General features: G+C 41.0%; 22 protein-coding genes. 16 read left to right on the top strand and 6 right to left on the bottom strand.

Translation table 11 applies throughout. The features are described from left to right. The first annotated feature begins 109 nt into the window (after window positions 1-109). The 11 genes from MP387_RS05115 (at window position 110) to MP387_RS05065 (ending at window position 9,117) form a co-directional block, all read left to right on the top strand. A complete protein-coding gene (locus MP387_RS05115) occupies window positions 110-808 on the top strand; it encodes a GntR family transcriptional regulator (RefSeq protein WP_000936178.1) in 699 nt (232 codons plus the stop codon). 136 nt (window positions 809-944) lie between these two features. Next, window positions 945-2,231, top strand: a complete 1,287-nt coding sequence (locus tag MP387_RS05110) for a peptidase U32 family protein (RefSeq protein ID WP_000169095.1) — start codon at window positions 945-947, stop codon at window positions 2,229-2,231. A gap of 14 nt (window positions 2,232-2,245) precedes the next feature. Further along, complete coding sequence (locus tag MP387_RS05105; protein WP_242745506.1) at window positions 2,246-2,557, top strand: CHY zinc finger protein; 312 nt, start codon at window positions 2,246-2,248, stop codon at window positions 2,555-2,557. A gap of 231 nt (window positions 2,558-2,788) precedes the next feature. Continuing rightward, the gene (locus MP387_RS05100) at window positions 2,789-2,989 is read left to right on the top strand and encodes a F0F1 ATP synthase subunit C (protein WP_001054555.1); all 201 of its coding nucleotides are present in this window, start codon (window positions 2,789-2,791) and stop codon (window positions 2,987-2,989) included. Window positions 2,990-3,023: 34 nt separating this feature from the next. Further along, the gene (atpB, locus tag MP387_RS05095; protein ID WP_242745504.1) at window positions 3,024-3,737 is read left to right on the top strand and encodes a F0F1 ATP synthase subunit A; all 714 of its coding nucleotides are present in this window, start codon (window positions 3,024-3,026) and stop codon (window positions 3,735-3,737) included. 13 nt (window positions 3,738-3,750) lie between these two features. Next, a complete protein-coding gene (gene atpF, locus MP387_RS05090; RefSeq protein WP_242745502.1) occupies window positions 3,751-4,245 on the top strand; it encodes a F0F1 ATP synthase subunit B in 495 nt (164 codons plus the stop codon). Beyond that, window positions 4,245-4,781 carry a F0F1 ATP synthase subunit delta gene (locus MP387_RS05085; RefSeq protein WP_038806143.1) on the top strand — a complete coding sequence of 179 codons (537 nt, stop codon included), beginning with the start codon at window positions 4,245-4,247 and terminating at the stop codon, window positions 4,779-4,781. The genes atpF and MP387_RS05085 overlap by 1 nt, the downstream gene beginning before the upstream one ends. Before the next feature lie 14 nt (window positions 4,782-4,795). Then, window positions 4,796-6,301 (top strand): F0F1 ATP synthase subunit alpha, encoded by a 1,506-nt coding sequence (atpA, locus tag MP387_RS05080; protein ID WP_000996617.1) that lies wholly within the window; start codon window positions 4,796-4,798, stop codon window positions 6,299-6,301. A gap of 15 nt (window positions 6,302-6,316) precedes the next feature. After that, window positions 6,317-7,195, top strand: a complete 879-nt coding sequence (locus MP387_RS05075; RefSeq protein ID WP_000301228.1) for a F0F1 ATP synthase subunit gamma — start codon at window positions 6,317-6,319, stop codon at window positions 7,193-7,195. Between the two features lie 85 nt (window positions 7,196-7,280). Continuing rightward, the gene (gene atpD / locus MP387_RS05070; RefSeq protein WP_242745500.1) at window positions 7,281-8,687 is read left to right on the top strand and encodes a F0F1 ATP synthase subunit beta; all 1,407 of its coding nucleotides are present in this window, start codon (window positions 7,281-7,283) and stop codon (window positions 8,685-8,687) included. A gap of 10 nt (window positions 8,688-8,697) precedes the next feature. Next, window positions 8,698-9,117: a F0F1 ATP synthase subunit epsilon gene (locus MP387_RS05065; RefSeq protein WP_000940836.1), complete on the top strand. Its 420-nt coding sequence runs from the start codon at window positions 8,698-8,700 to the stop codon at window positions 9,115-9,117. Between the two features lie 32 nt (window positions 9,118-9,149). Here MP387_RS05065 and MP387_RS05060 read toward each other — a convergent pair whose 3' ends face one another. Further along, window positions 9,150-10,163: a lactonase family protein gene (locus MP387_RS05060; protein ID WP_242745498.1), complete on the bottom strand. Its 1,014-nt coding sequence runs from the start codon at window positions 10,161-10,163 to the stop codon at window positions 9,150-9,152. A 144-nt stretch (window positions 10,164-10,307) separates the two neighbouring features. On the opposite strand from MP387_RS05060, the gene MP387_RS05055 reads away from it, so the two are divergent. The 5 genes from MP387_RS05055 (at window position 10,308) to MP387_RS05035 (ending at window position 14,967) form a co-directional block, all read left to right on the top strand. After that, window positions 10,308-11,474 carry an AI-2E family transporter gene (locus MP387_RS05055; RefSeq protein ID WP_242745496.1) on the top strand — a complete coding sequence of 389 codons (1,167 nt, stop codon included), beginning with the start codon at window positions 10,308-10,310 and terminating at the stop codon, window positions 11,472-11,474. Next, window positions 11,464-12,693 carry a tetratricopeptide repeat protein gene (locus MP387_RS05050; RefSeq protein ID WP_242745494.1) on the top strand — a complete coding sequence of 410 codons (1,230 nt, stop codon included), beginning with the start codon at window positions 11,464-11,466 and terminating at the stop codon, window positions 12,691-12,693. The genes MP387_RS05055 and MP387_RS05050 overlap by 11 nt, the downstream gene beginning before the upstream one ends. Before the next feature lie 137 nt (window positions 12,694-12,830). Then, on the top strand, window positions 12,831-13,472 hold the full coding sequence (locus MP387_RS05045) for an amino acid ABC transporter permease (protein WP_242745492.1): 642 nt from the start codon (window positions 12,831-12,833) through the stop codon (window positions 13,470-13,472). A 10-nt stretch (window positions 13,473-13,482) separates the two neighbouring features. After that, window positions 13,483-14,112: an amino acid ABC transporter ATP-binding protein gene (locus MP387_RS05040; RefSeq protein ID WP_000891743.1), complete on the top strand. Its 630-nt coding sequence runs from the start codon at window positions 13,483-13,485 to the stop codon at window positions 14,110-14,112. A 15-nt stretch (window positions 14,113-14,127) separates the two neighbouring features. Next, window positions 14,128-14,967, top strand: a complete 840-nt coding sequence (locus MP387_RS05035; protein ID WP_242745490.1) for an amino acid ABC transporter substrate-binding protein — start codon at window positions 14,128-14,130, stop codon at window positions 14,965-14,967. Window positions 14,968-15,194: 227 nt separating this feature from the next. Here MP387_RS05035 and lysS read toward each other — a convergent pair whose 3' ends face one another. The 5 genes from lysS to MP387_RS05010 all read right to left on the bottom strand — a co-directional run bounded on the left by lysS (window position 15,195) and on the right by MP387_RS05010 (window position 19,677). Next, a complete protein-coding gene (gene lysS / locus MP387_RS05030; RefSeq protein ID WP_242745488.1) occupies window positions 15,195-16,685 on the bottom strand; it encodes a lysine--tRNA ligase in 1,491 nt (496 codons plus the stop codon). Window positions 16,686-16,823: 138 nt separating this feature from the next. Next, window positions 16,824-17,447, bottom strand: a complete 624-nt coding sequence (locus tag MP387_RS05025; protein ID WP_242745486.1) for a histidine phosphatase family protein — start codon at window positions 17,445-17,447, stop codon at window positions 16,824-16,826. Further along, a complete protein-coding gene (locus MP387_RS05020) occupies window positions 17,447-17,929 on the bottom strand; it encodes an aminoacyl-tRNA deacylase (protein ID WP_242745484.1) in 483 nt (160 codons plus the stop codon). Before MP387_RS05020 ends, MP387_RS05025 begins: the two co-directional genes overlap by 1 nt. After that, entirely contained in the window at window positions 17,929-18,771 is an 843-nt protein-coding gene (locus tag MP387_RS05015; protein ID WP_242748046.1) for a DUF368 domain-containing protein, read from the bottom strand. Before MP387_RS05015 ends, MP387_RS05020 begins: the two co-directional genes overlap by 1 nt. A gap of 105 nt (window positions 18,772-18,876) precedes the next feature. Further along, the gene (locus MP387_RS05010) at window positions 18,877-19,677 is read right to left on the bottom strand and encodes a glycoside hydrolase family 25 protein (RefSeq protein ID WP_242745482.1); all 801 of its coding nucleotides are present in this window, start codon (window positions 19,675-19,677) and stop codon (window positions 18,877-18,879) included. Between the last annotated feature and the right edge of the window lie 31 nt (window positions 19,678-19,708).

The raw sequence follows: 19,708 nt of genomic DNA, 5'->3' as shown, positions 1-19,708 counted from the left end.
CAATATTCTATCACAAATAGGGGCGAATTACCAACTAAACAAGGCAAAGTTTGACTTTTTATTAGCAAATACGGTACAATGGAGAAAATAAAGAAAAGAAGTGAGAATCATGTTACCAGCTTATATGAAAATCCACGATCAGATCAAGAAGGATATAGATGAGCATCATTGGAAAATCGGAGAGAGACTTCCAAGTGAGCGAGATTTAGCTGAACAGTTTCAAGTTAGCCGGATGACATTACGCCAGGCTATCTCTCTCTTGGTTGAGGAAGGAGTTTTGGAGCGTCGTGTAGGAAGTGGGACTTTTGTCTCTAGCACTCGTGTCCAAGAAAAAATGCGGGGAACGACTAGTTTTACGGAGATTGTCAAATCTCAGGGGAAAGTCCCTTCTAGTCAGCTCATTTCTTACAGAAGAACCATTCCAAATGAGCAAGAGGTCGCTAAGCTAGGGATTACTCCGACAGAGAATATTATCCGTATGGAACGGGTGCGTTACGCTGACCAAGTTCCGCTAGTCTATGAAGTCGCATCCATTCCTGAGAAATTTATCAAGGATTTCAAAAAAGAAGAGATCACCAGTCATTTCTTTCAAACCTTGCAGCAACATGGTTACCGGATTGGCAAATCCCAACAGACCATTTATGCGAGATTGGCTAAGGAAAAGATTGCTCACTATCTAGAAGTCGAAAAGGGGCATGCCATTTTAGCCTTGACTCAGGTCTCTTATCTTGAAGATGGGACGGCTTTTGAGTATGTAAAGAGTCAATACGTGGGCGAACGCTTTGAATTTTATCTTGAAAATAACTAGTCTAGAAAGGCTAGTTTTTTGTTTTAGAAAAGATTAGAATTGTCAAAACAATCTGTCTAGGCTTGATTTTATCTATTATTTACTATAAAATGAGAAGGAAAAACGTCAAACTTTTATATTGCAAATAGGAGAAAAAATGACAAAAACATTAAAACGTCCTGAGGTTTTATCACCTGCAGGAACTTTAGAGAAGCTGAAAGTAGCTGTCCAATATGGTGCGGACGCAGTCTTTATCGGTGGGCAAGCCTATGGTCTTCGTAGCCGTGCAGGAAACTTCACCTTTGAACAGATGGAAGAAGGCGTGCAGTTTGCTGCTAAGTACGGTGCCAAGGTCTATGTGGCTGCTAACATGGTTATGCACGAAGGAAACGAAGCTGGTGCTGGAGAATGGTTCCGTAAGTTGCGTGACATTGGGATTGCCGCAGTTATCGTGTCAGATCCAGCCTTGATTATGATTGCAGCAACAGAAGCACCAGGTCTTGAAATCCACCTTTCAACCCAAGCCAGTGCGACGAACTATGAAACTTTAGAGTTCTGGAAAGAACTTGGTCTAACTCGCGTGGTTTTGGCCCGTGAAGTTTCAATGGAAGAATTGGCAGAGATTCGCAAACGTACTGATGTTGAGATTGAGGCCTTTGTCCATGGAGCCATGTGTATTTCTTACTCAGGTCGCTGTACGTTATCAAACCACATGAGTATGCGTGATGCCAACCGTGGGGGCTGTTCTCAGTCTTGTCGTTGGAAATACGATCTTTATGACATGCCCTTTGGTCAAGAACGTAAAAGTCTGAAAGGTGAAATCCCAGAAGAATTTTCGATGTCTGCCGTTGATATGTCTATGATTGACCATATCCCAGATATGATTGAAAATGGCGTAGACAGTCTCAAGATTGAAGGTCGCATGAAGTCTATCCACTATGTTTCAACTGTGACCAACTGTTATAAGGCGGCTGTAGATGCTTATCTCGAAAGTCCTGAGAAGTTTGAAGCCATCAAACAAGACTTAGTAGACGAGATGTGGAAAGTTGCCCAACGTGAATTGGCAACAGGTTTCTACTATGGTACGCCGTCTGAAAATGAACAGTTATTTGGCGCACGTCGTAAAATTCCTGAATACAAGTTTGTCGCTGAAGTGGTTGCGTATGATGATGCGACTCAAACGGCAACCATTCGTCAACGGAATGTCATCAACGAAGGCGATCAAGTCGAGTTTTATGGACCAGGTTTCCGTCATTTTGAGACTTATATCGAAGACCTTCATGATGCCAAGGGCAATAAAATTGATCGTGCTCCAAATCCAATGGAACTCTTGACAATCAAGGTTCCACAACCTGTTCAAGCTGGGGACATGGTCCGCGCTCTCAAGGAAGGTCTTATCAATCTCTATAAGGAAGATGGAACCAGCGTCACAGTTCGTGCCTAGAAAAGGAAAAGTGAATGAATCAAGCACAAGGTTTGTTAGTTGATGATGAAGGCAGATGCGTTCATTATCATGGCGAAAAGGACATCGTTTCTCTTCAGTGCTATGAGTGTAAAAAATACTATGCTTGCTATCAGTGCCACAATGCTATAGAAACGCATGTGTTTTCGCCCTATCCCTTGGTCCTTTCTGAGGATCGACCGATTTTATGTGGGGTTTGTAAGAGGACAATGACTTTCCAAGAATACCAAAAACTGATGGCTTGTCCTTACTGCAGTGCTCCATTTAATCCAGGTTGTAAACAACACTATTCCTGCTATTTTAAATAAACTGAATCGATCCAAGTTCTAAACTTGGATTTTTCAGTTTGTTTCAGAAAATATAGTAAAATCAAGAAAAACTCGCAATCTAAAATGGAAAAACTTTCTATAGAATAGGATAAAAATAGCAAAAATAGAAATATATTATCTGAAACGCTTTCAACGTAAGTAAAAAGTTGACAAATCAAAATTTTAGGACTAAACTAAGTAAGTAAATTTTAAATAAAAGGAGAATTCATCATGAATTTAACATTTTTCGGTCTTTGTCTTGCCTGTATGGGTGTATCCCTTGCAGAAGGTATGTTGATGAACGGTTTGTTCAAATCAGCAGCTCGTCAACCAGACATCATTCCACAATTGCGTAGCTTAATGATCATGGGGATTGCCTTTATCGAAGGAACATTCTTTGTAACTCTCGTATTTTCATTTATCATCAAATAAAGAGAAGTATAAAATGGAAAAGGGAGGATTCTAGATGGAAGAAAGTATCAATCCAACCATCAATATTGGTCCTGTTACCTTTGATTTGACCTTGACTGCCTTGACCTTGCTGTCAGTAGTCGTTATTTTTGGCTTTATCTATTGGGCAAGTCGGAATATGACTGTGAAACCCAAAGGAAAGCAAAATGTACTGGAGTATCTCTATGACTTCGTAGTCGGATTTACTGAACCTAATGTAGGCTCACGGTACATGAAAGATTACTCACTCTTTTACTTGTGTTTATTTCTTTTTATGGTGATCGCAAACAATCTTGGTTTGATGGCCAAACTTCAAACTACAGATGGGACAAATCTTTGGACATCGCCAACTGCCAATCTTCAGTTTGACTTGGCTTTGTCATTTGGAATTATCCTGATGACCCATATAGAAGGAATTCGTCGCCGTGGTGTTAAAAAGTATCTGAAAGGCTTTGTTACCCCAGGTTTTATGACACCGATGAATCTCCTTGAAGAAGTCACGAATTTCCTATCACTTGCTTTGCGGGTTTTCGGAAATATCTTTGCCGGAGAAGTAATGGCTAGTTTGCTGATCACACTTTCTCATCAGGCTCTATATTGGTATCCAGTCGCATTTGTTACCAATCTTGTCTGGACGGCGTTTTCTGTGTTTATTTCCTGTGTTCAGGCTTATGTATTCACAGTCTTGTCTTCTATGTATCTAGGAAATAAAATTAATGATGGAGAGTAGAAAGGAGTAACAGATGCACGTAACAGTAGGTGAATTAATTGGTAACTTTATTTTAATCGCTGGCTCTTTTATCCTTTTGATTGTCTTAGTTAAGAAATATGCGTGGTCAAACTTGACAAGTGTCTTCGAAGAAAGGGCAAATAAAATTGCTGCTGATATTGATGGAGCTGAACAAGCTCGTCAAAAAGCAGAAACTCTTGCCCAAAAACGTGAAGATGAATTGGCTGGTAGTCGCAACGAAGCCAAAACAATCATTGAAAATGCTAAAGAGACTGCAGAGAAGAGTAAAGCAGATATTCTGGCAGATGCTAAAGTAGAAGCAGGTCGCTTAAAAGAGAAGGCGAATCAAGAAATTGCTCAGAATAAAGCTGAAGCTTTGAAAAGTGTTAAGGGAGAGGTGGCAGATTTGACGATTAGTCTCGCTGGTAAAATCATCTCAAAAAACCTTGACAGTCATGCTCATAAGGAACTCATTGATCAGTATATCGATCAGCTAGGAGAAGCCTAATGGACAAGAAAACAGCAAAGGTAATTGAAAAGTACAGCATGCCTTTTGTCCAATTAGTGATTGAAAAAGGAGAAGAGGACCGGATTTTTTCAGACTTGGATCAAATCAAGCAAGTCGCAGAAGAAACGGGCTTACCTTCTTTTTTAGCTCAGGTGGCAGTTGATGAGTCTGATAAGGAAAAAACAGTTGGTTTCTTTCAAGACTCTGTCTCACCTTTAATGCAAAACTTTATTCAGGTTCTGATTTACAATCACAGAGCAAATCTTTTTTATGATATCATTGTTGATTGTTTGAATCGTCTTGAAAGAGAAACCAATCATTTTGTTGTCACGATTTCTTCAGCTCATCCTTTAACGGACGAACAGAAGGAACGTTTGCTTCCCTTGATAGAGAAAAAAATGTCTCTGAAAGTACGGAGTATCAAAGAACAAATTGATGAAGGACTCATTGGTGGTTTTGTCATTTTTGCTAATCACAAGACAATTGATGTGAGTATAAAACAACAACTTCGAGTTGTTAAAGAAAATTTGAAATAGAAAGTGGTGTTCTTTTGGCAATTAACGCACAAGAAATCAGCGCTTTAATTAAGCAACAAATTGAAAATTTCAAACCCAATTTTGATGTGTCTGAAACAGGTGTTGTAACCTATATCGGGGACGGAATTGCGCGTGCTCACGGTCTTGAAAATGCCATGAGTGGAGAGTTGTTGATCTTTGAAAACGGCTCTTATGGGATGGCGCAAAACTTGGAGTCTACAGACGTTGGGATTATCATCCTTGGAGACTTTACAGATATTCGTGAAGGTGATACTATTCGCCGTACAGGTAAAATTATGGAAGTACCTGTTGGGGACAGCCTAATCGGACGTGTTGTCGACCCACTTGGTCGTCCAGTTGATGGTCTTGGTGATATCCATACTGACAAGACTCGTCCAGTAGAAGCGCCAGCTCCTGGTGTTATGCAACGTAAGTCTGTATCAGAACCATTACAAACGGGTTTGAAAGCTATTGACGCCCTTGTACCAATTGGTCGTGGTCAACGTGAGTTGATTATTGGTGACCGTCAGACAGGGAAAACAACTATTGCGATTGATACAATCTTGAACCAAAAAGGGCAAGATATGATCTGTATCTATGTAGCAATTGGACAAAAAGAATCAACAGTTCGTACGCAAGTAGAAACACTTCGTCAGTATGGTGCCTTGGACTACACAATCGTTGTGACAGCCTCTGCTTCACAACCATCTCCATTGCTCTTCCTAGCTCCTTATGCCGGAGTTGCTATGGCGGAAGAATTTATGTACCAAGGCAAGCATGTTTTGATCGTTTACGATGATCTTTCAAAACAAGCGGTCGCTTATCGTGAGCTTTCTCTCTTGCTTCGTCGTCCACCAGGTCGTGAAGCCTTCCCAGGGGATGTTTTCTACCTTCACAGTCGTTTGCTTGAGCGCTCAGCTAAAGTTTCTGATGAGCTTGGTGGTGGATCTATTACAGCCCTACCATTTATCGAGACACAAGCAGGAGATATCTCTGCCTATATCGCAACCAACGTGATTTCTATCACTGACGGACAAATCTTCCTTGGTGATGGTCTCTTCAATGCGGGTATTCGTCCAGCCATCGATGCGGGTTCATCTGTATCCCGTGTAGGTGGTTCCGCTCAGATTAAAGCTATGAAGAAAGTAGCTGGTACACTTCGTATCGACCTTGCTTCATATCGCGAGTTGGAAGCCTTCACTAAGTTTGGTTCGGATCTGGATGCGGCTACTCAAGCTAAGTTAAATCGTGGACGTCGTACTGTGGAAGTACTGAAACAACCTGTTCACAAACCACTACCTGTTGAGAAACAAGTAACCATTCTCTATGCTTTGACACATGGTTTCTTGGATACGATTCCAGTAGATGACATTGTTCGTTTTGAGGAAGAGTTCCATACTTTCTTTGATGCTCATTATCCAGAGATTTTGGAAACCATTCGTGAAACAAAAGACTTGCCAGAAGAAGCAGTCTTGGATGCTGCGATTACAGAGTTTCTCAATCAATCCAGCTTCCAATAAGAATAGAGGTGTCAGATGGCAGTATCTCTAAATGATATTAAAACAAAAATCGCCTCAACCAAAAATACGAGTCAAATCACTAATGCCATGCAAATGGTATCGGCTGCCAAGTTAGGTCGCTCTGAAGAAGCAGCGCGCAACTTCCAAGTTTACGCTCAGAAAGTTCGTAAGCTTTTGACGGATATTCTACATGGTAACGGATCTGGTGGTTCAACCAATCCAATGCTCATCAGTCGCCCAGTTAAGAAAACAGGCTATATCGTTATCACTTCAGACCGTGGCTTGGTTGGAGGTTATAATGCTTCCATCCTTAAAGCCGTTATGGAGTTGAAAGAAGAATACCATCCAGATGGTAAAGATTTTGAGATAATCTGTATCGGTGGTATGGGAGCTGATTTCTTTAAGGCTCGTGGTATTCAGCCAATCTATGAACTACGTGGCTTGGCTGATCAACCTAGTTTTGATGAAGTTCGTAAAATTATTTCAAAAACGATTGAGATGTACCAAAACGAACTTTTTGATGAATTGTACGTCTGCTACAACCATCATGTCAATACTCTCACAAGTCAAATGCGTGTGGAACAAATGCTTCCGATTGTTGACTTGGATCCAAATGAAGCGGATGAAGAGTATAGCTTGACCTTTGAGTTGGAAACGAGCCGTGATGAGATTCTAGAGCAGTTGTTGCCACAGTATGCCGAAAGTATGATTTACGGGGCTATTATCGATGCCAAGACAGCTGAAAATGCTGCAGGTATGACCGCCATGCAAACGGCGACTGATAATGCCAAGAAGGTCATCAATGATTTGACAATCCAGTATAACCGTGCTAGACAGGCGGCGATTACACAAGAAATTACAGAAATCGTAGCGGGGGCTAGTGCCTTAGAATAAGGCTTTGCCTCCCTCGTATCAAAATGAACTTAGGACCTAGTTGAACTAGGAACCGACAGTATCTTATATAGAATAGGAGAAGGAGATGAGTTCAGGTAAAATTGCTCAGGTTATCGGACCCGTTGTAGACGTTTTGTTTGCAGCAGGGGAAACACTTCCTGAGATTAATAATGCACTTGTCGTCTACAAAAATGACGAAAGAAAAACAAAAATCGTCCTTGAAGTAGCCTTGGAGTTGGGTGATGGTATGGTCCGTACGATCGCCATGGAATCAACAGATGGTTTGACTCGTGGAATGGAAGTTTTGGACACAGGCCGTCCAATCTCTGTGCCAGTGGGTAAAGAAACTTTGGGACGTGTCTTCAACGTTTTGGGGGATACGATTGACTTGGATGCTCCTTTCGCTGAAGACGCTGAGCGTCAGCCAATTCATAAGAAAGCTCCAACTTTTGATGAATTGTCTACCTCATCTGAAATCTTGGAAACAGGGATTAAGGTTATCGACCTTCTTGCCCCTTACCTTAAAGGTGGGAAAGTTGGACTCTTTGGTGGTGCCGGAGTTGGTAAAACCGTCTTAATCCAAGAATTGATTCACAACATTGCCCAAGAACACGGTGGTATTTCAGTATTTACTGGTGTTGGGGAACGTACTCGTGAAGGGAACGACCTTTACTGGGAAATGAAAGAATCAGGCGTTATCGAGAAAACAGCCATGGTATTTGGTCAGATGAATGAGCCACCAGGAGCACGTATGCGTGTTGCCCTTACAGGTTTGACAATTGCTGAATACTTCCGTGATGTAGAAGGCCAAGATGTGCTTCTCTTTATCGATAATATCTTCCGTTTCACCCAAGCTGGTTCAGAAGTATCTGCCCTTTTGGGTCGAATGCCTTCAGCCGTTGGTTACCAACCAACACTTGCTACGGAAATGGGTCAATTGCAAGAACGTATCACATCAACTAAGAAGGGTTCTGTAACCTCTATTCAGGCTATCTATGTGCCAGCGGATGACTATACTGACCCTGCGCCAGCCACAGCCTTTGCTCACTTGGATTCAACGACTAACTTGGAACGTAAGTTGGTACAGTTGGGTATCTATCCAGCCGTTGACCCACTTGCTTCAAGCTCTCGTGCCTTGGCACCTGAAATTGTTGGTGAGGAGCACTACGCAGTTGCTGCTGAGGTTAAACGTGTCCTTCAACGTTACCATGAATTGCAAGATATCATTGCTATCCTTGGTATGGATGAACTTTCTGATGAAGAAAAGACCTTGGTTTCTCGTGCCCGTCGTATCCAGTTCTTCTTGTCTCAAAACTTTAACGTTGCAGAACAATTTACTGGCCAACCTGGTTCTTATGTACCAGTAGCGGAAACAGTTCGTGGCTTTAAGGAAATCCTTGAAGGAAAACATGACCAGCTACCAGAAGATGCCTTCCGTGGTGTCGGTTCAATCGAAGACGTCATTGCTAAGGCAGAGAAAATGGGATTTTAAGAGGTGATCTATGGCTCATTTAACTGTCCAGATCGTGACACCAGATGGCCTCGTCTATGATCACCATGCCAGCTTTGTATCGGTACGAACTCTGGATGGTGAGATGGGGATCTTGCCACGACATGAAAATATGATTGCGGTTTTAGCGGTTGATGAAGTGAAGGTAAAACGTATCGATGATGATACTCATGTGAACTGGATTGCAGTGAACGGAGGAATTATCGAGATTGCTAATGATATCATTACTATTGTAGCAGACTCAGCAGAGCGTGCTCGTGATATTGATATCAGTCGGGCAGAACGTGCGAAACTTCGCGCTGAACGAGAAATCGAAGAAGCCCATGACAAGCACTTGATTGACCAAGAACGTCGCGCAAAAATCGCATTGCAACGTGCTATCAACCGTATTAACGTTGGAAATAGACTATAAAAAAATGAACTTGAAACTCAAGTTCATTTTTTTTAATGTGGGAAGTTGATGCAGACTCCTTCAGGGACATGGAAGTCGTTAGAAAGCTCTGCCAGACGACCACTTTTAGGATTGCGCTTAAAGACGGTTGCGTTATCAGAATCTTGATGAACAGCAATGAGAAACTCTTGATCAGGAGTTAGGTCGAAATCACGTGGATTTTTACCATGGCTTGGTACAATCTCTAATAATTCCAAGCTACCATCAGCGAGGATTGTATAGACTGCAATGGAATCATGACCTCGGTTGGATGCATAGAGGTATTTGCCATCTTTTGAAAGACGAATGGCAGCAGTAGCATTAAAGCCTTCGTATCCATCTGGTAAGGTTGAAATAACTTGCATGCGTTCAAATTCACCAACCCCATCATAAATCAAGACCTCTATCGTGCTATTAAGTTCGCAGATGAGATAGGCAATCTTATAGTGATGGTGGAAAACGATGTGGCGAGCACCTGCTCCAGCTTGGCTATGATAAGTATAGAGTTTACTTAGTTTTCCTTCTGGACTGACATCGTAGGTCGTTACTTCATCCGTACCTAGATCACATGTGACGAGATACTGGTCAGGTGTTAGATCTGTAAAGTGGACATGAGGAGAAGTTTGATTTTCATGAGGACCTTGTCCACTATGCTGAACTAGATCCGCTTGGATAAGGCTACCATCCGTTTGACGTTTATAAACCAGAACTTGACCCTTATGATAGTTGGCCCCATAAACGAGACCACGCTTTTCATCCACTGCCACATAACAATGGGGAGCGCCTTCTTCAACCACATGATTTAGCAAAGCGCCATCTGTCTTGTAAGCAGCGATTCCGCCTAAGCCATCCTGACTCCCTACGGTGTATAAGTGTTGCTGTTGGTCAAAGGCAAGGTAGGTTGGACTTGGTTCAGCAGCAAAGAGTTCAAGATTTTCAAGCTGGCCTGTTTCTGTATCAAAATCTGCCTTGTAAATCCCTTTAGATAAGCGACGAGTGTAAGTTCCAAAATAAACAGTTTCTTTCATGTCCATACCTCTTAATAATGATAAGTTCATTATACCACAAAATGGCAGTCATGAAGCACTAGATTCATTCATGTAAGCACTTTAAAAAAGAGTTATTTTAGTCTAAAAATGGTATAATGAGAGAATGACAGAAAGGATGTATTTATGGAACATAAAGAGAAACATTTTAGCCTATCTTGGTTTTTTAAGTGGTTTTTAGATAATAAAGCCATCACTGTATTTTTAGTAACCTTGTTACTGGGGCTAAATATTTATATTCTAAGTAAGATTAGTTTTATCTTTTTACCGGTATTGGACTTTTTAGGGGTTGTCATGTTGCCAGTTATTTTATCTGGTTTACTTTATTACCTCCTCAATCCGATTGTGGACTGGATGGAGAAGCACAAGATCAATCGTGTTCTTGCCATTAGTATTGTTTTTGTCATTATCGGACTCTTTATCATTTGGGGATTGGCAGTCGCAATTCCTAATCTGCAACGTCAAGTCTTAAATTTTGCGAAGAATGTGCCGACATACCTGGAAGATGCTGATAAGGTGATCAATGACCTTGTAACCAAACGCTTGCCAGATGATTTTAGACCACAGTTGGAGCAGGTTCTTTCCAATATTTCTAGTGAGGCGACCATGTGGGCCAGCAAAATCTCTTCTCAAGCTGTTAACTGGGTTAGCGCCTTTATCAGTAGCGTTTCCCAGGTCATTGTTGCGGTTATTATCGTACCCTTCATGCTCTTTTATCTTTTGAGAGATGGGAAAGGCTTGCGAGATTACCTGACTAAATTCATCCCAAACAAGTTAAAAGAACCTGTCGGACAAGTTTTGTCAGATGTTAATAAACAGTTGTCAAACTATGTTAGAGGGCAGGTTACAGTTGCTATTATCGTGGCAATTATGTTTATTATCTTCTTTAAGATTATCGGTCTCAGATATGCTGTGACTCTTGGTATTACGGCTGGTATCCTTAATCTAGTACCTTACTTGGGTAGTTTTCTAGCGATGTTGCCTGCTCTGGTTTTGGGCTTAATAGCGGGGCCTGTCATGCTTTTGAAAGTGATTATTGTCTTTATTGTTGAACAAACGATTGAAGGTCGCTTCGTTTCTCCACTTATTTTAGGTAGTCAGCTAAACATCCATCCGATAAATGTCCTCTTTGTTCTCCTAACTTCAGGATCCATGTTTGGTATTTGGGGAGTCTTGCTGGGAATTCCTGTCTATGCTTCTGCCAAGGTCGTTATCTCAGCTATCTTTAACTGGTATAAGAAAGTCAGCGGTTTGTATGAAGAAGAAGGGGAGAAAATCAATAGTGAACAATAGTCAACGCATGCTCCAGGCTTTGGATGACCAAGACTTAACCAAAGCGGATCAGTTTTTTCACAAAGCCCTCGAAACAGATTCAAGTGAGGTTCTCTATGAACTAGCAAACTATCTTGAGGGAATTGGCTTTTATCCTCAAGCAAAAGAAATTTACCAACATATCGTTACAGAATTTCCAGAAGTGAATCTGAACTTAGCCAGCATTGCTAGCGAGGATGGCAATGTTGAGGAAGCCTTTGCTTACCTTGAGGAAATCACATCCGAAAGTGACTGGTACGTGTCGGCCTTGGCCTTGAAGGCTGACCTCTATCAGTTGGAAGGATTGACAGATGTAGCGCGTGAAAAGTTACTGGAAGCCCTAAACTACTCAGACGATCCCTTATTAGTTTTTGGTTTGGCTGAGTTGGATAGTGAGTTAGGAAATTATCAGGAAGCTATTCAGGGTTATGCTCAATTAGACAATCGCTCCATCTATGAGCAAACGGGTGTCTCAACCTATCAACGAATTGGTTACGCTTATGCCCAGTTAGGCAAGTTTGAAGCTGCAACTGAATTCCTAGAAAAAGCCTTAGAACTAGAATACGATGACCAAACTGCCTTTGAACTGGCTAGTCTTTACTTTGACCAAGAAGAGTATCAAAAATCTGTTCTTTACTTTAAGCAGATTGATACCATTTCACCAGATTTTGAAGGATATGAATATGGTTATAGTCAAGCCTTGCATAAGGAACATCAGGTGGAAGAGGCCCTTCGTATCGTTAAAAAAGGACTGGAGAAAAATCCATTTGAGACTCGGCTCTTACTAGCTGCTTCTCAGTTCTCGTACGAATTGCATGATCCTAGTGCTGCAGAGCAGTTTCTCCTTACTGCTAAGGATGATGCAGAGGATACAGAAGAAATTTTCCTTCGCCTTGCAACCATTTATATGGAACAAGAGCGGTACGAAGATATCATTGCTCTCCAAAGTCAAGAACCTGAAAATCTCTTGACCAAGTGGATGATTGCCCGTTCTTATCAGGAAATTGAGGATTTAGATAAGTCCTATGAGCTCTACCAGGCACTATCGTCTGACCTTAAGGATAATCCTGAGTTTCTGGAGCAGTATACTTATCTTTTGCGTGAATTGGGGTATTTTGAAGAAGCCAAAGTGCAAGCTGAAGCTTATTTAAAACTCGTTCCAGATGATGTTCAGATGCAAGAACTCTTAGAAACACTTTAAAAGTTATCTCTCTAAAAGAACGTATCCGTCAATTTGGCAGATACGTTTTTTTTGAAAAATAGAATTTTTTTACAAAAACCCTTGCTAAATTGTTTATTTATGCTATAATAGGAACAATAATTTTTAGGAGGTGCAGTATGTCTTATATGTTTGAGATATTACCAAGTTTATTGAACGGTGCAAGTATGACTCTTCAAGTCTTTGCTCTGGTCTTGATATTTTCAATTCCTTTAGGTATTGTCGTTGCCTTTGCTTTGCAAGTTCGCTGGAAACCCCTCCATTATCTCATTGACCTTTATATTTGGGTGATGCGAGGGACTCCCTTGCTCTTGCAATTAATCTTTATTTACTATGTTCTCCCTAGCATTGGGATACGTTTAGATCGTTTGCCTGCTGCTGTAATCGCTTTTGTATTGAACTATGCTGCCTACTTTGCTGAAATTTTTCGTGGAGGGATTGAAACCATTCCAAAGGGGCAGTACGAGGCTGCTAAGGTCTTGAAGTTTAGACCATTTGACACAGTGCGCTATATTATTTTGCCTCAGGTTACAAAGATTGTCTTACCGAGCGTCTTTAATGAAATTATGAGTTTGGTCAAGGATACTTCATTGGTTTATGCCCTTGGGATTTCAGATTTGATTTTGGCAAGTCGGACAGCAGCCAATCGAGATGCCAGTCTTGTTCCTATGTTTTTAGCTGGAGCGATTTATTTAATCATGATTGGTCTTGTAACCATTGTAGCGAAAAGACTTGAGAAGAAGTACAGTTATTACAGATAGGAGGATTGCTATGTTAGAATTACGAAACATTAACAAGGCCTTTGGTGGCAAACAAATCTTAACCAATTTCAGCCTATCAATTCCTGAAAAGCAAATCCTTGCAATCGTAGGTCCATCAGGAGGCGGAAAGACAACCCTATTACGTATGCTAGCTGGATTAGAAACCATCGATTCTGGAGAAATCTACTATAACGGCGAATCGCTAGCTATAGACGAACTAGAAAAGCGTAATCTTCTGGGATTTGTTTTCCAAGATTTTCAACTCTTTCCGCATTTGTCAGTTCTAGATAACTTAACCTTGTCGCCCATAAAAACGATGAGTATGGACAAGGAAGTTGCTGAGAAGAAGGCGCGTGGTTTGTTAGAACAGCTTGGGTTAGCTGGGCACGCAGATGCCTTTCCGTTCTCACTTTCAGGTGGGCAAAAACAACGGGTGGCTTTAGCTCGCGCTATGATGATAAACCCAGAAATTATTGGATATGATGAGCCTACATCAGCCTTAGACCCAGAATTGCGATTAGAAGTAGAAAAACTTATCCTTCAAAATAAAGAGCGTGGGATGACTCAGATTGTTGTGACCCACGATCTTCAGTTTGCAGAAAACATTGCTGATCAGATCCTTAAGGTTGATCCAAAGTAGGACTAGGAGGTGCCTATGAAGAGAAAGAAAATTGCCCTTGTACTTGCTCTGTTCTTTAGCTTCTTCCTGACGGCTTGTACTCAGAAGGCAAGTGATCCAAATCAGGATAATTGGGCCAAATATCAAAAACAGGGAAGCATTACCATTGGATTTGACAATACCTTTGTTCCCATGGGATTTGAGGAAAAGAATGGCCAGTATGCAGGTTTTGATATTGACCTAGCCCAAGCTGTCTCTGAAAAGCTAGGAATTCAGATTAAATTTCAACCCATCGACTGGGATATGAAAGAAACCGAACTACAAAATGGTACTATTGATGCCATCTGGAATGGCTATACAGCAACAGATGAACGGAAAGAGAAGGTTGTTTTTACCATTCCTTACATGGAAAATCAACAAGTTTTGGTCTCTAAAAAGTCTCAAAACATCCACTCAGTTCAGGATATGACTGACAAAGTTTTAGGGGCCCAGGCTGGATCTTCTGGATATTTGAATTTTGAGGGACAACCCGAACTACTCAAGAATCGAGTGAAAGACCAGAAGGCTAATCAATACCAAAGTTTCAATGAAGCCTTGATTGATTTGAAAAATGATCGGATTGATGCCTTGTTGATTGACCGGGTATATGCCAATTATTATCTCCAGTCTGAAGGAATATTAAATGACTACAATGTCTTTTCAGCTGGATTTGAAAGTGAAGCTTTTGCAGTGGGTGTTAGACCTGCTGATAAAACTTTGCTAGCTGCTCTGAACCAAGCCTTTATCTCACTATACCAAGAAGGAAAATTCCAGGAAATCAGCCAGAAATGGTTTGGGGAAGATGTAGCCACCAGTCAAGTTAAAAATCAAGAATAAGAAAAAGAGATTGAGTTTATCTCAGTCTCTTTTTGTATCGAAAAATCCTCTGACAAGAGCCAGAGGATAAGAGTTTATACTCAATGAAAATCAAATAGCAAACTAGAAAGCTAGCCGCAGGCTGCTCAAAGCACTGCTTTGAGGTTGTAGATAAGACTGACAAAGTCAGGAACATGTATCTACGTCAAGGAAACGCTGACGTGGTTTGAAGAGATTTTCGAAGAGTATTATTTCATTGTTGGGAAGAGCAATACATCACGGATAGTAGTTGTATCAGTGAGGAGCATGCAGAGACGGTCGATACCGATACCCAAACCACCTGTTGGAGGCATACCGTATTCAAGAGCCTCGATGTAGTCGTAGTCAATACCAGTTGCTTCATCATCACCAAGCTCTTTAGCTTTAGCTTGAGCTTCAAAACGGCTAAGCTGATCTATTGGGTCGTTCAACTCAGTAAAGGCATTACCGTATTCCTTAGTCATGATGAAGAGCTCGAAACGGTCAGTAAAGCGTTCATCTTCAGGATTTTTCTTAGCGAGTGGAGATACAGCTACTGGATGTCCGTAGACAAAAGTTGGTTGGATTAAGGTTTCTTCAACAAATTCTTCAAAGAAGGCATTGATGATGTGACCAACTTCAGTGTAATGTTTTTCAACTGGAACTTTCTTCTCAGCAGCGATAGCTTTAGCTTTCTCAAAAGTCATGTCTTGCCAGAAATCCACACCAGTAATTTCCTTGATAGCATCTACCATGTGTACACGTTTAAATGGTTCGTTGATCTTAATTTCAGTACCTTGATAGTTAACTGGACCATCCCCCTTAACTGCCTTAGCAGCGTGTTGGATAATACCTTCCGTCAAGTCCATGATATCTTGGAAGTCTGCATAAGCTTGGTAAACTTCGATAGAAGTAAACTCAGGGTTATGAGTAGCGTCCATTCCTTCGTTACGGAAGATACGGCCAATCTCATAAACACGTTCCATACCACCAACGATAAGACGTTTTAAGTGAAGCTCCGTCGCGATACGAAGAACCATATCGATATTTTGGGCATTGTGGTGAGTGATAAATGGACGAGCAGCAGCGCCCCCAGCTTCGTTGTGGAGAACAGGTGTTTCCACTTCAAGGAAACCTTTTTGGTCAAGGTAACGACGGATTTCAGAGATGATTTTTGAACGAGTGACAAAACGTTCAAAGCTTTCACGATTAGAAATCAAGTCAAGGTAACGTTTACGATAGATGGTTTCAACGTCTGTCAAACCGTGGAATTTCTCAGGAAGTGGGCGAAGCGCTTTAGACAAGTGAGTGATATGAGTTGCCTTGATAGAGAGTTCACCCATATCCGTACGCATGACTTCACCTTCGACACCGAGGAAGTCACCGAGGTCAGCCTTTTTGAAGATTTCGTAGTTTTCTTCACCGACTTCATCTTTACGAACGTAGATTTGGATTTGACCTTCTCGGTCTTGAAGATGGGCAAAGCCAACTTTTCCTTTTCCACGTTTGGTTACTAAGCGTCCAGCGATAGTAGCAGTTTCATTTAATTCATGTAATTGTTCTTTATCAAGTTCTGCAAATTTGTCTTTTAGTTCTTGAGAGTTAGCAGTGCGTTCAAAACGTTTTCCGAAGGGATCGATTCCTTGTTCACGGAGCGCAGCCATTTTTTCACGGCGAACGATCTGCTGGTCATTTAGTTCTTCCATATGTTCTGTAGACATGGGTTCCTCCTAATTTTACTCAAAATTTGATACGATGAGTCATTTTTTGCGATACTCCCATTTTATCATAAATAGCAGAGAAATTCACGGATATTCTTTGAAAACTAAAAAGAACTTGACTATTAAGATCAAGTTCCATTATTTTTCTTGATAGGAAGTGTCATTCCATCTTTCTAGAGTGAAGGTTTCAAAATCATCGGTCTCTAAAACTGTCAGACTAGCATTGGCCAAGCCTCCATCTTTACGAAGGTGAGCCTCTTTATAGCCTAAGAGAGTGCGTAGGCTAGCAGTGAGATTTGCCCCATGCCCGACAATTAAAATTCTTTCAGCCGGACTTTCTTTCAGAGATTTGATAAACTGAATGGTTCGCTGAGTCGTAGAGTAGAGAGATTCGGCTTCAAACATCCTCGTATCAAACTGAGCCAGATTAGAGCGAAAGGCCTTGATTTGTTGTGGGTAGATGGCATTGAGCGTAGCGATTTTTAATCCCTCTAGTTTGCCAAGTTGCCATTCACGTAGGTCAGGAATGCTCTTCAAAGGACAAGGGGCTAGGAGTTGACTTTGGATAATCTCAGCAGATTTGACTGCTCTGGGTAAATCACTAGAATAAATCGTATCAAAAGAAATTTCCTTGAGATGTTGACCCAGTTGTTTTAAAACGTTAATGGACTCTGGAAGAAGGGGAGAATCACCGCTAGCACCTTGAAAACGTCCTTCAAGATTCCAGAGGGTGCGACCATGACGGACAAAGTAGAGTTTCATCAGTTGTTTTCCTCCAAGATATCAGCGAAGTCCGCTTTTACAAAGTTGGCTAAGTCTTGAGGTTGGATGATGATACTGTGCCCGACTTCTCCAGCAGAGACAATCATTTGGTCCAAATCTAAAGCTGTCTGATCAATAAAAATGGGATAATTATGTTTTTGGCGAATGCCGACGGGGTTATTAGCCCCATGAATATAGCCTGTCGTTTTTTCCAGATCTTTTTGAGGAATCATGCTCACTTTTTTATTACCAGAAACCTTTGCTAGTTTTTTCTCAGCCAGGTGTTCTGTTATGGGAACGATTCCGATGATTGGCCCCGTTTTGTCTCCTAATAGTGCCAAGGTTTTAAAGATGTGAGTTCGATCATATTCCGAAGGAAGTTCTCCCTCAAGCGCATTGATTTGAATCCCTGTGTGCTCAATTCCTGCTTTGGTTAAGATTTGCTCGACAAGAGTTTTTTTTACCTTTACTTTTTTTGCCATTATTTATACTTATCCTCCAATTGGCTCATCCAGATACCAAGCCAAATGCCAAGTGCAAAGAAGAAGGCGATGAGAACATAGCTCACAATAGAAAGTCCAGTGTATTGGATACTTTCGGCATTTCCAGCATTTGGAATCAAAATCAAGAGAGTGCTTGACAGCACAATCCCAATGATGAAGTGATACACACGCGAGTGGTAGTTGTTCAAGGCGTGGTCCATTAATTTTGAAAAAATGATGAGGGTTGCACCTGCACCAATTCCGATAGGAAGGAAAGTACCGAATAAATCAAAGGTCTTAAAACCAGTTAGCATTGGAGCATACAGCCCTAAAATCAAGAGTAGGTTTGACGGACTTAAACCAGGCACCAAGACACCAAGCGCTAAAAGAGCACCCGCTAAGATGAAACTAGCGAAACTAGCACTGAGAGAACCAACAACAAAATTTAATGCGTAGAGCCCGACACCTGAAAGGATAAAGGTGGTCCAGAACCAGACTAGGTCAATCTTATCACGATCAGATTCTCGAGTAGATTCTTTAAGGAGACTTGGAACTGTACCGATGATAGCTCCAGCAAAACTCCATAAAACATAGACCTGGTAATTTTCTAGCAGATACTCGATTGGATAAGAAAACAAACCAATGCCTAGCAACATCCCGATTGCTACTGGGATAAAGTATAGGAAATTCGCTTTAAAATCCTTAAAAGGATGAGCCAGAAAGCTAATCATTCGCTCGTAAATTCCCAAAATAGCTGCCAAAACACCGCCAGAAATTCCAGGTAGGATAAATCCTAAGGCGATGACGATTCCTTTAATAACTCTTGCAATCCATGAAAACATCATAAAATCCTCAATTTCATAAAATTCTTTCTCTATTCAATTAATTATAACACAGACGAGAAGAAAATAAAAAGACAAGTGGAAAAGAGAGCAATTTCACTTGTCTTATGGTCTTAAAAATAGTTTTCTGAAGGTTTCTTCTTTTTCCTTCAAGGTAGAAATGAGATTAATATCTAAATGATGCTCAAATCCAGCAATTCTTCCTTTTGAAGTATACTGATGGAGGTCATAGTCTAAATCAGTATTAGGCGTGGTTTCAAAGTAACCTGAATCCGTCCCATAAGATGGAATCCAGACAGCAGAGAACTTGGCTGTATTGATACTATGCTCTTGCATGAAATAAACACCAATGTAAATCCCGATATTTTTAGCACCTAAAGATTCCAGTTTGGCACGAAACGCTTCGACCCCTTCGTTCATATCAGACATTGTTTTTTCTTCAACATCAAGCCAGTAGTAACTAGGGTTGTAAGGAGAAGCAGAGTTGTAGAAAACTTCAGCAGCTTTTTCCATTTCTTCCTTGCTAGTACCTGCTAGATAGGCATAGACAGCAACTGGAACATTGCGTTTTTGAAATTCTGAAATATGATTTATATAGGCTTTATCGACACCATTGACATGGGCGGCGTTATTTGTTTCAGTATGCTGAGCCCCGTTGTGGACACGAACAATAACACCAGAAATATTTTGAGACAAGGTATCGTAGTTGATTTCCTCAGGTCTTTGCCAGCCAGAGACGTCAATAATAGGTTTGTCAAGATTATGCAAGGCCTGATTTTCAACCTGGACTGCATTGGGTTTTGATTTGACAGGGTGGTCTTCATAAGTTGGTCTATTGAGGATCAAAATAGCTATAAATATAGTAAATAAAGTAAAAATAATAGCTGGATGAATCTTTTTTCTCATATTTAAATAGTTTAACGTAAATAGATAAAAA

Origin of the sequence: Streptococcus oralis (assembly GCF_022749195.1) — a bacterium.
In the GTDB taxonomy this organism is placed as follows: Bacteria; Bacillota; Bacilli; order Lactobacillales; family Streptococcaceae; genus Streptococcus; species Streptococcus oralis_CI.
Note: the sequence above shows the minus strand (reverse complement) of the source record. Positions and strands in the feature narration are given on the sequence as shown.

What these genes read in the sequence shown, in the direction of transcription:
- MP387_RS05060 (WP_242745498.1), bottom strand. Translation starts at nt 10,163, where the DNA reads ATGAAAGAAACTGTTTATTTTGGAACTTACACTCGTCGCTTATCTAAA.
- MP387_RS05115 (WP_000936178.1), top strand. Translation starts at nt 110, where the DNA reads ATGTTACCAGCTTATATGAAAATCCACGATCAGATCAAGAAGGATATA.
- MP387_RS05035 (WP_242745490.1), top strand. Translation starts at nt 14,128, where the DNA reads ATGAAGAGAAAGAAAATTGCCCTTGTACTTGCTCTGTTCTTTAGCTTC.
- MP387_RS05085 (WP_038806143.1), top strand. Translation starts at nt 4,245, where the DNA reads ATGGACAAGAAAACAGCAAAGGTAATTGAAAAGTACAGCATGCCTTTT.
- MP387_RS05100 (WP_001054555.1), top strand. Translation starts at nt 2,789, where the DNA reads ATGAATTTAACATTTTTCGGTCTTTGTCTTGCCTGTATGGGTGTATCC.
- atpF (WP_242745502.1), top strand. Translation starts at nt 3,751, where the DNA reads ATGCACGTAACAGTAGGTGAATTAATTGGTAACTTTATTTTAATCGCT.
- atpB (WP_242745504.1), top strand. Translation starts at nt 3,024, where the DNA reads ATGGAAGAAAGTATCAATCCAACCATCAATATTGGTCCTGTTACCTTT.
- MP387_RS05105 (WP_242745506.1), top strand. Translation starts at nt 2,246, where the DNA reads ATGAATCAAGCACAAGGTTTGTTAGTTGATGATGAAGGCAGATGCGTT.
- MP387_RS05025 (WP_242745486.1), bottom strand. Translation starts at nt 17,447, where the DNA reads ATGAAACTCTACTTTGTCCGTCATGGTCGCACCCTCTGGAATCTTGAA.
- MP387_RS05040 (WP_000891743.1), top strand. Translation starts at nt 13,483, where the DNA reads ATGTTAGAATTACGAAACATTAACAAGGCCTTTGGTGGCAAACAAATC.
- MP387_RS05110 (WP_000169095.1), top strand. Translation starts at nt 945, where the DNA reads ATGACAAAAACATTAAAACGTCCTGAGGTTTTATCACCTGCAGGAACT.
- MP387_RS05065 (WP_000940836.1), top strand. Translation starts at nt 8,698, where the DNA reads ATGGCTCATTTAACTGTCCAGATCGTGACACCAGATGGCCTCGTCTAT.
- MP387_RS05020 (WP_242745484.1), bottom strand. Translation starts at nt 17,929, where the DNA reads ATGGCAAAAAAAGTAAAGGTAAAAAAAACTCTTGTCGAGCAAATCTTA.
- MP387_RS05075 (WP_000301228.1), top strand. Translation starts at nt 6,317, where the DNA reads ATGGCAGTATCTCTAAATGATATTAAAACAAAAATCGCCTCAACCAAA.
- MP387_RS05055 (WP_242745496.1), top strand. Translation starts at nt 10,308, where the DNA reads ATGGAACATAAAGAGAAACATTTTAGCCTATCTTGGTTTTTTAAGTGG.
- MP387_RS05015 (WP_242748046.1), bottom strand. Translation starts at nt 18,771, where the DNA reads ATGTTTTCATGGATTGCAAGAGTTATTAAAGGAATCGTCATCGCCTTA.
- lysS (WP_242745488.1), bottom strand. Translation starts at nt 16,685, where the DNA reads ATGTCTACAGAACATATGGAAGAACTAAATGACCAGCAGATCGTTCGC.
- MP387_RS05010 (WP_242745482.1), bottom strand. Translation starts at nt 19,677, where the DNA reads ATGAGAAAAAAGATTCATCCAGCTATTATTTTTACTTTATTTACTATA.
- MP387_RS05045 (WP_242745492.1), top strand. Translation starts at nt 12,831, where the DNA reads ATGTCTTATATGTTTGAGATATTACCAAGTTTATTGAACGGTGCAAGT.
- atpD (WP_242745500.1), top strand. Translation starts at nt 7,281, where the DNA reads ATGAGTTCAGGTAAAATTGCTCAGGTTATCGGACCCGTTGTAGACGTT.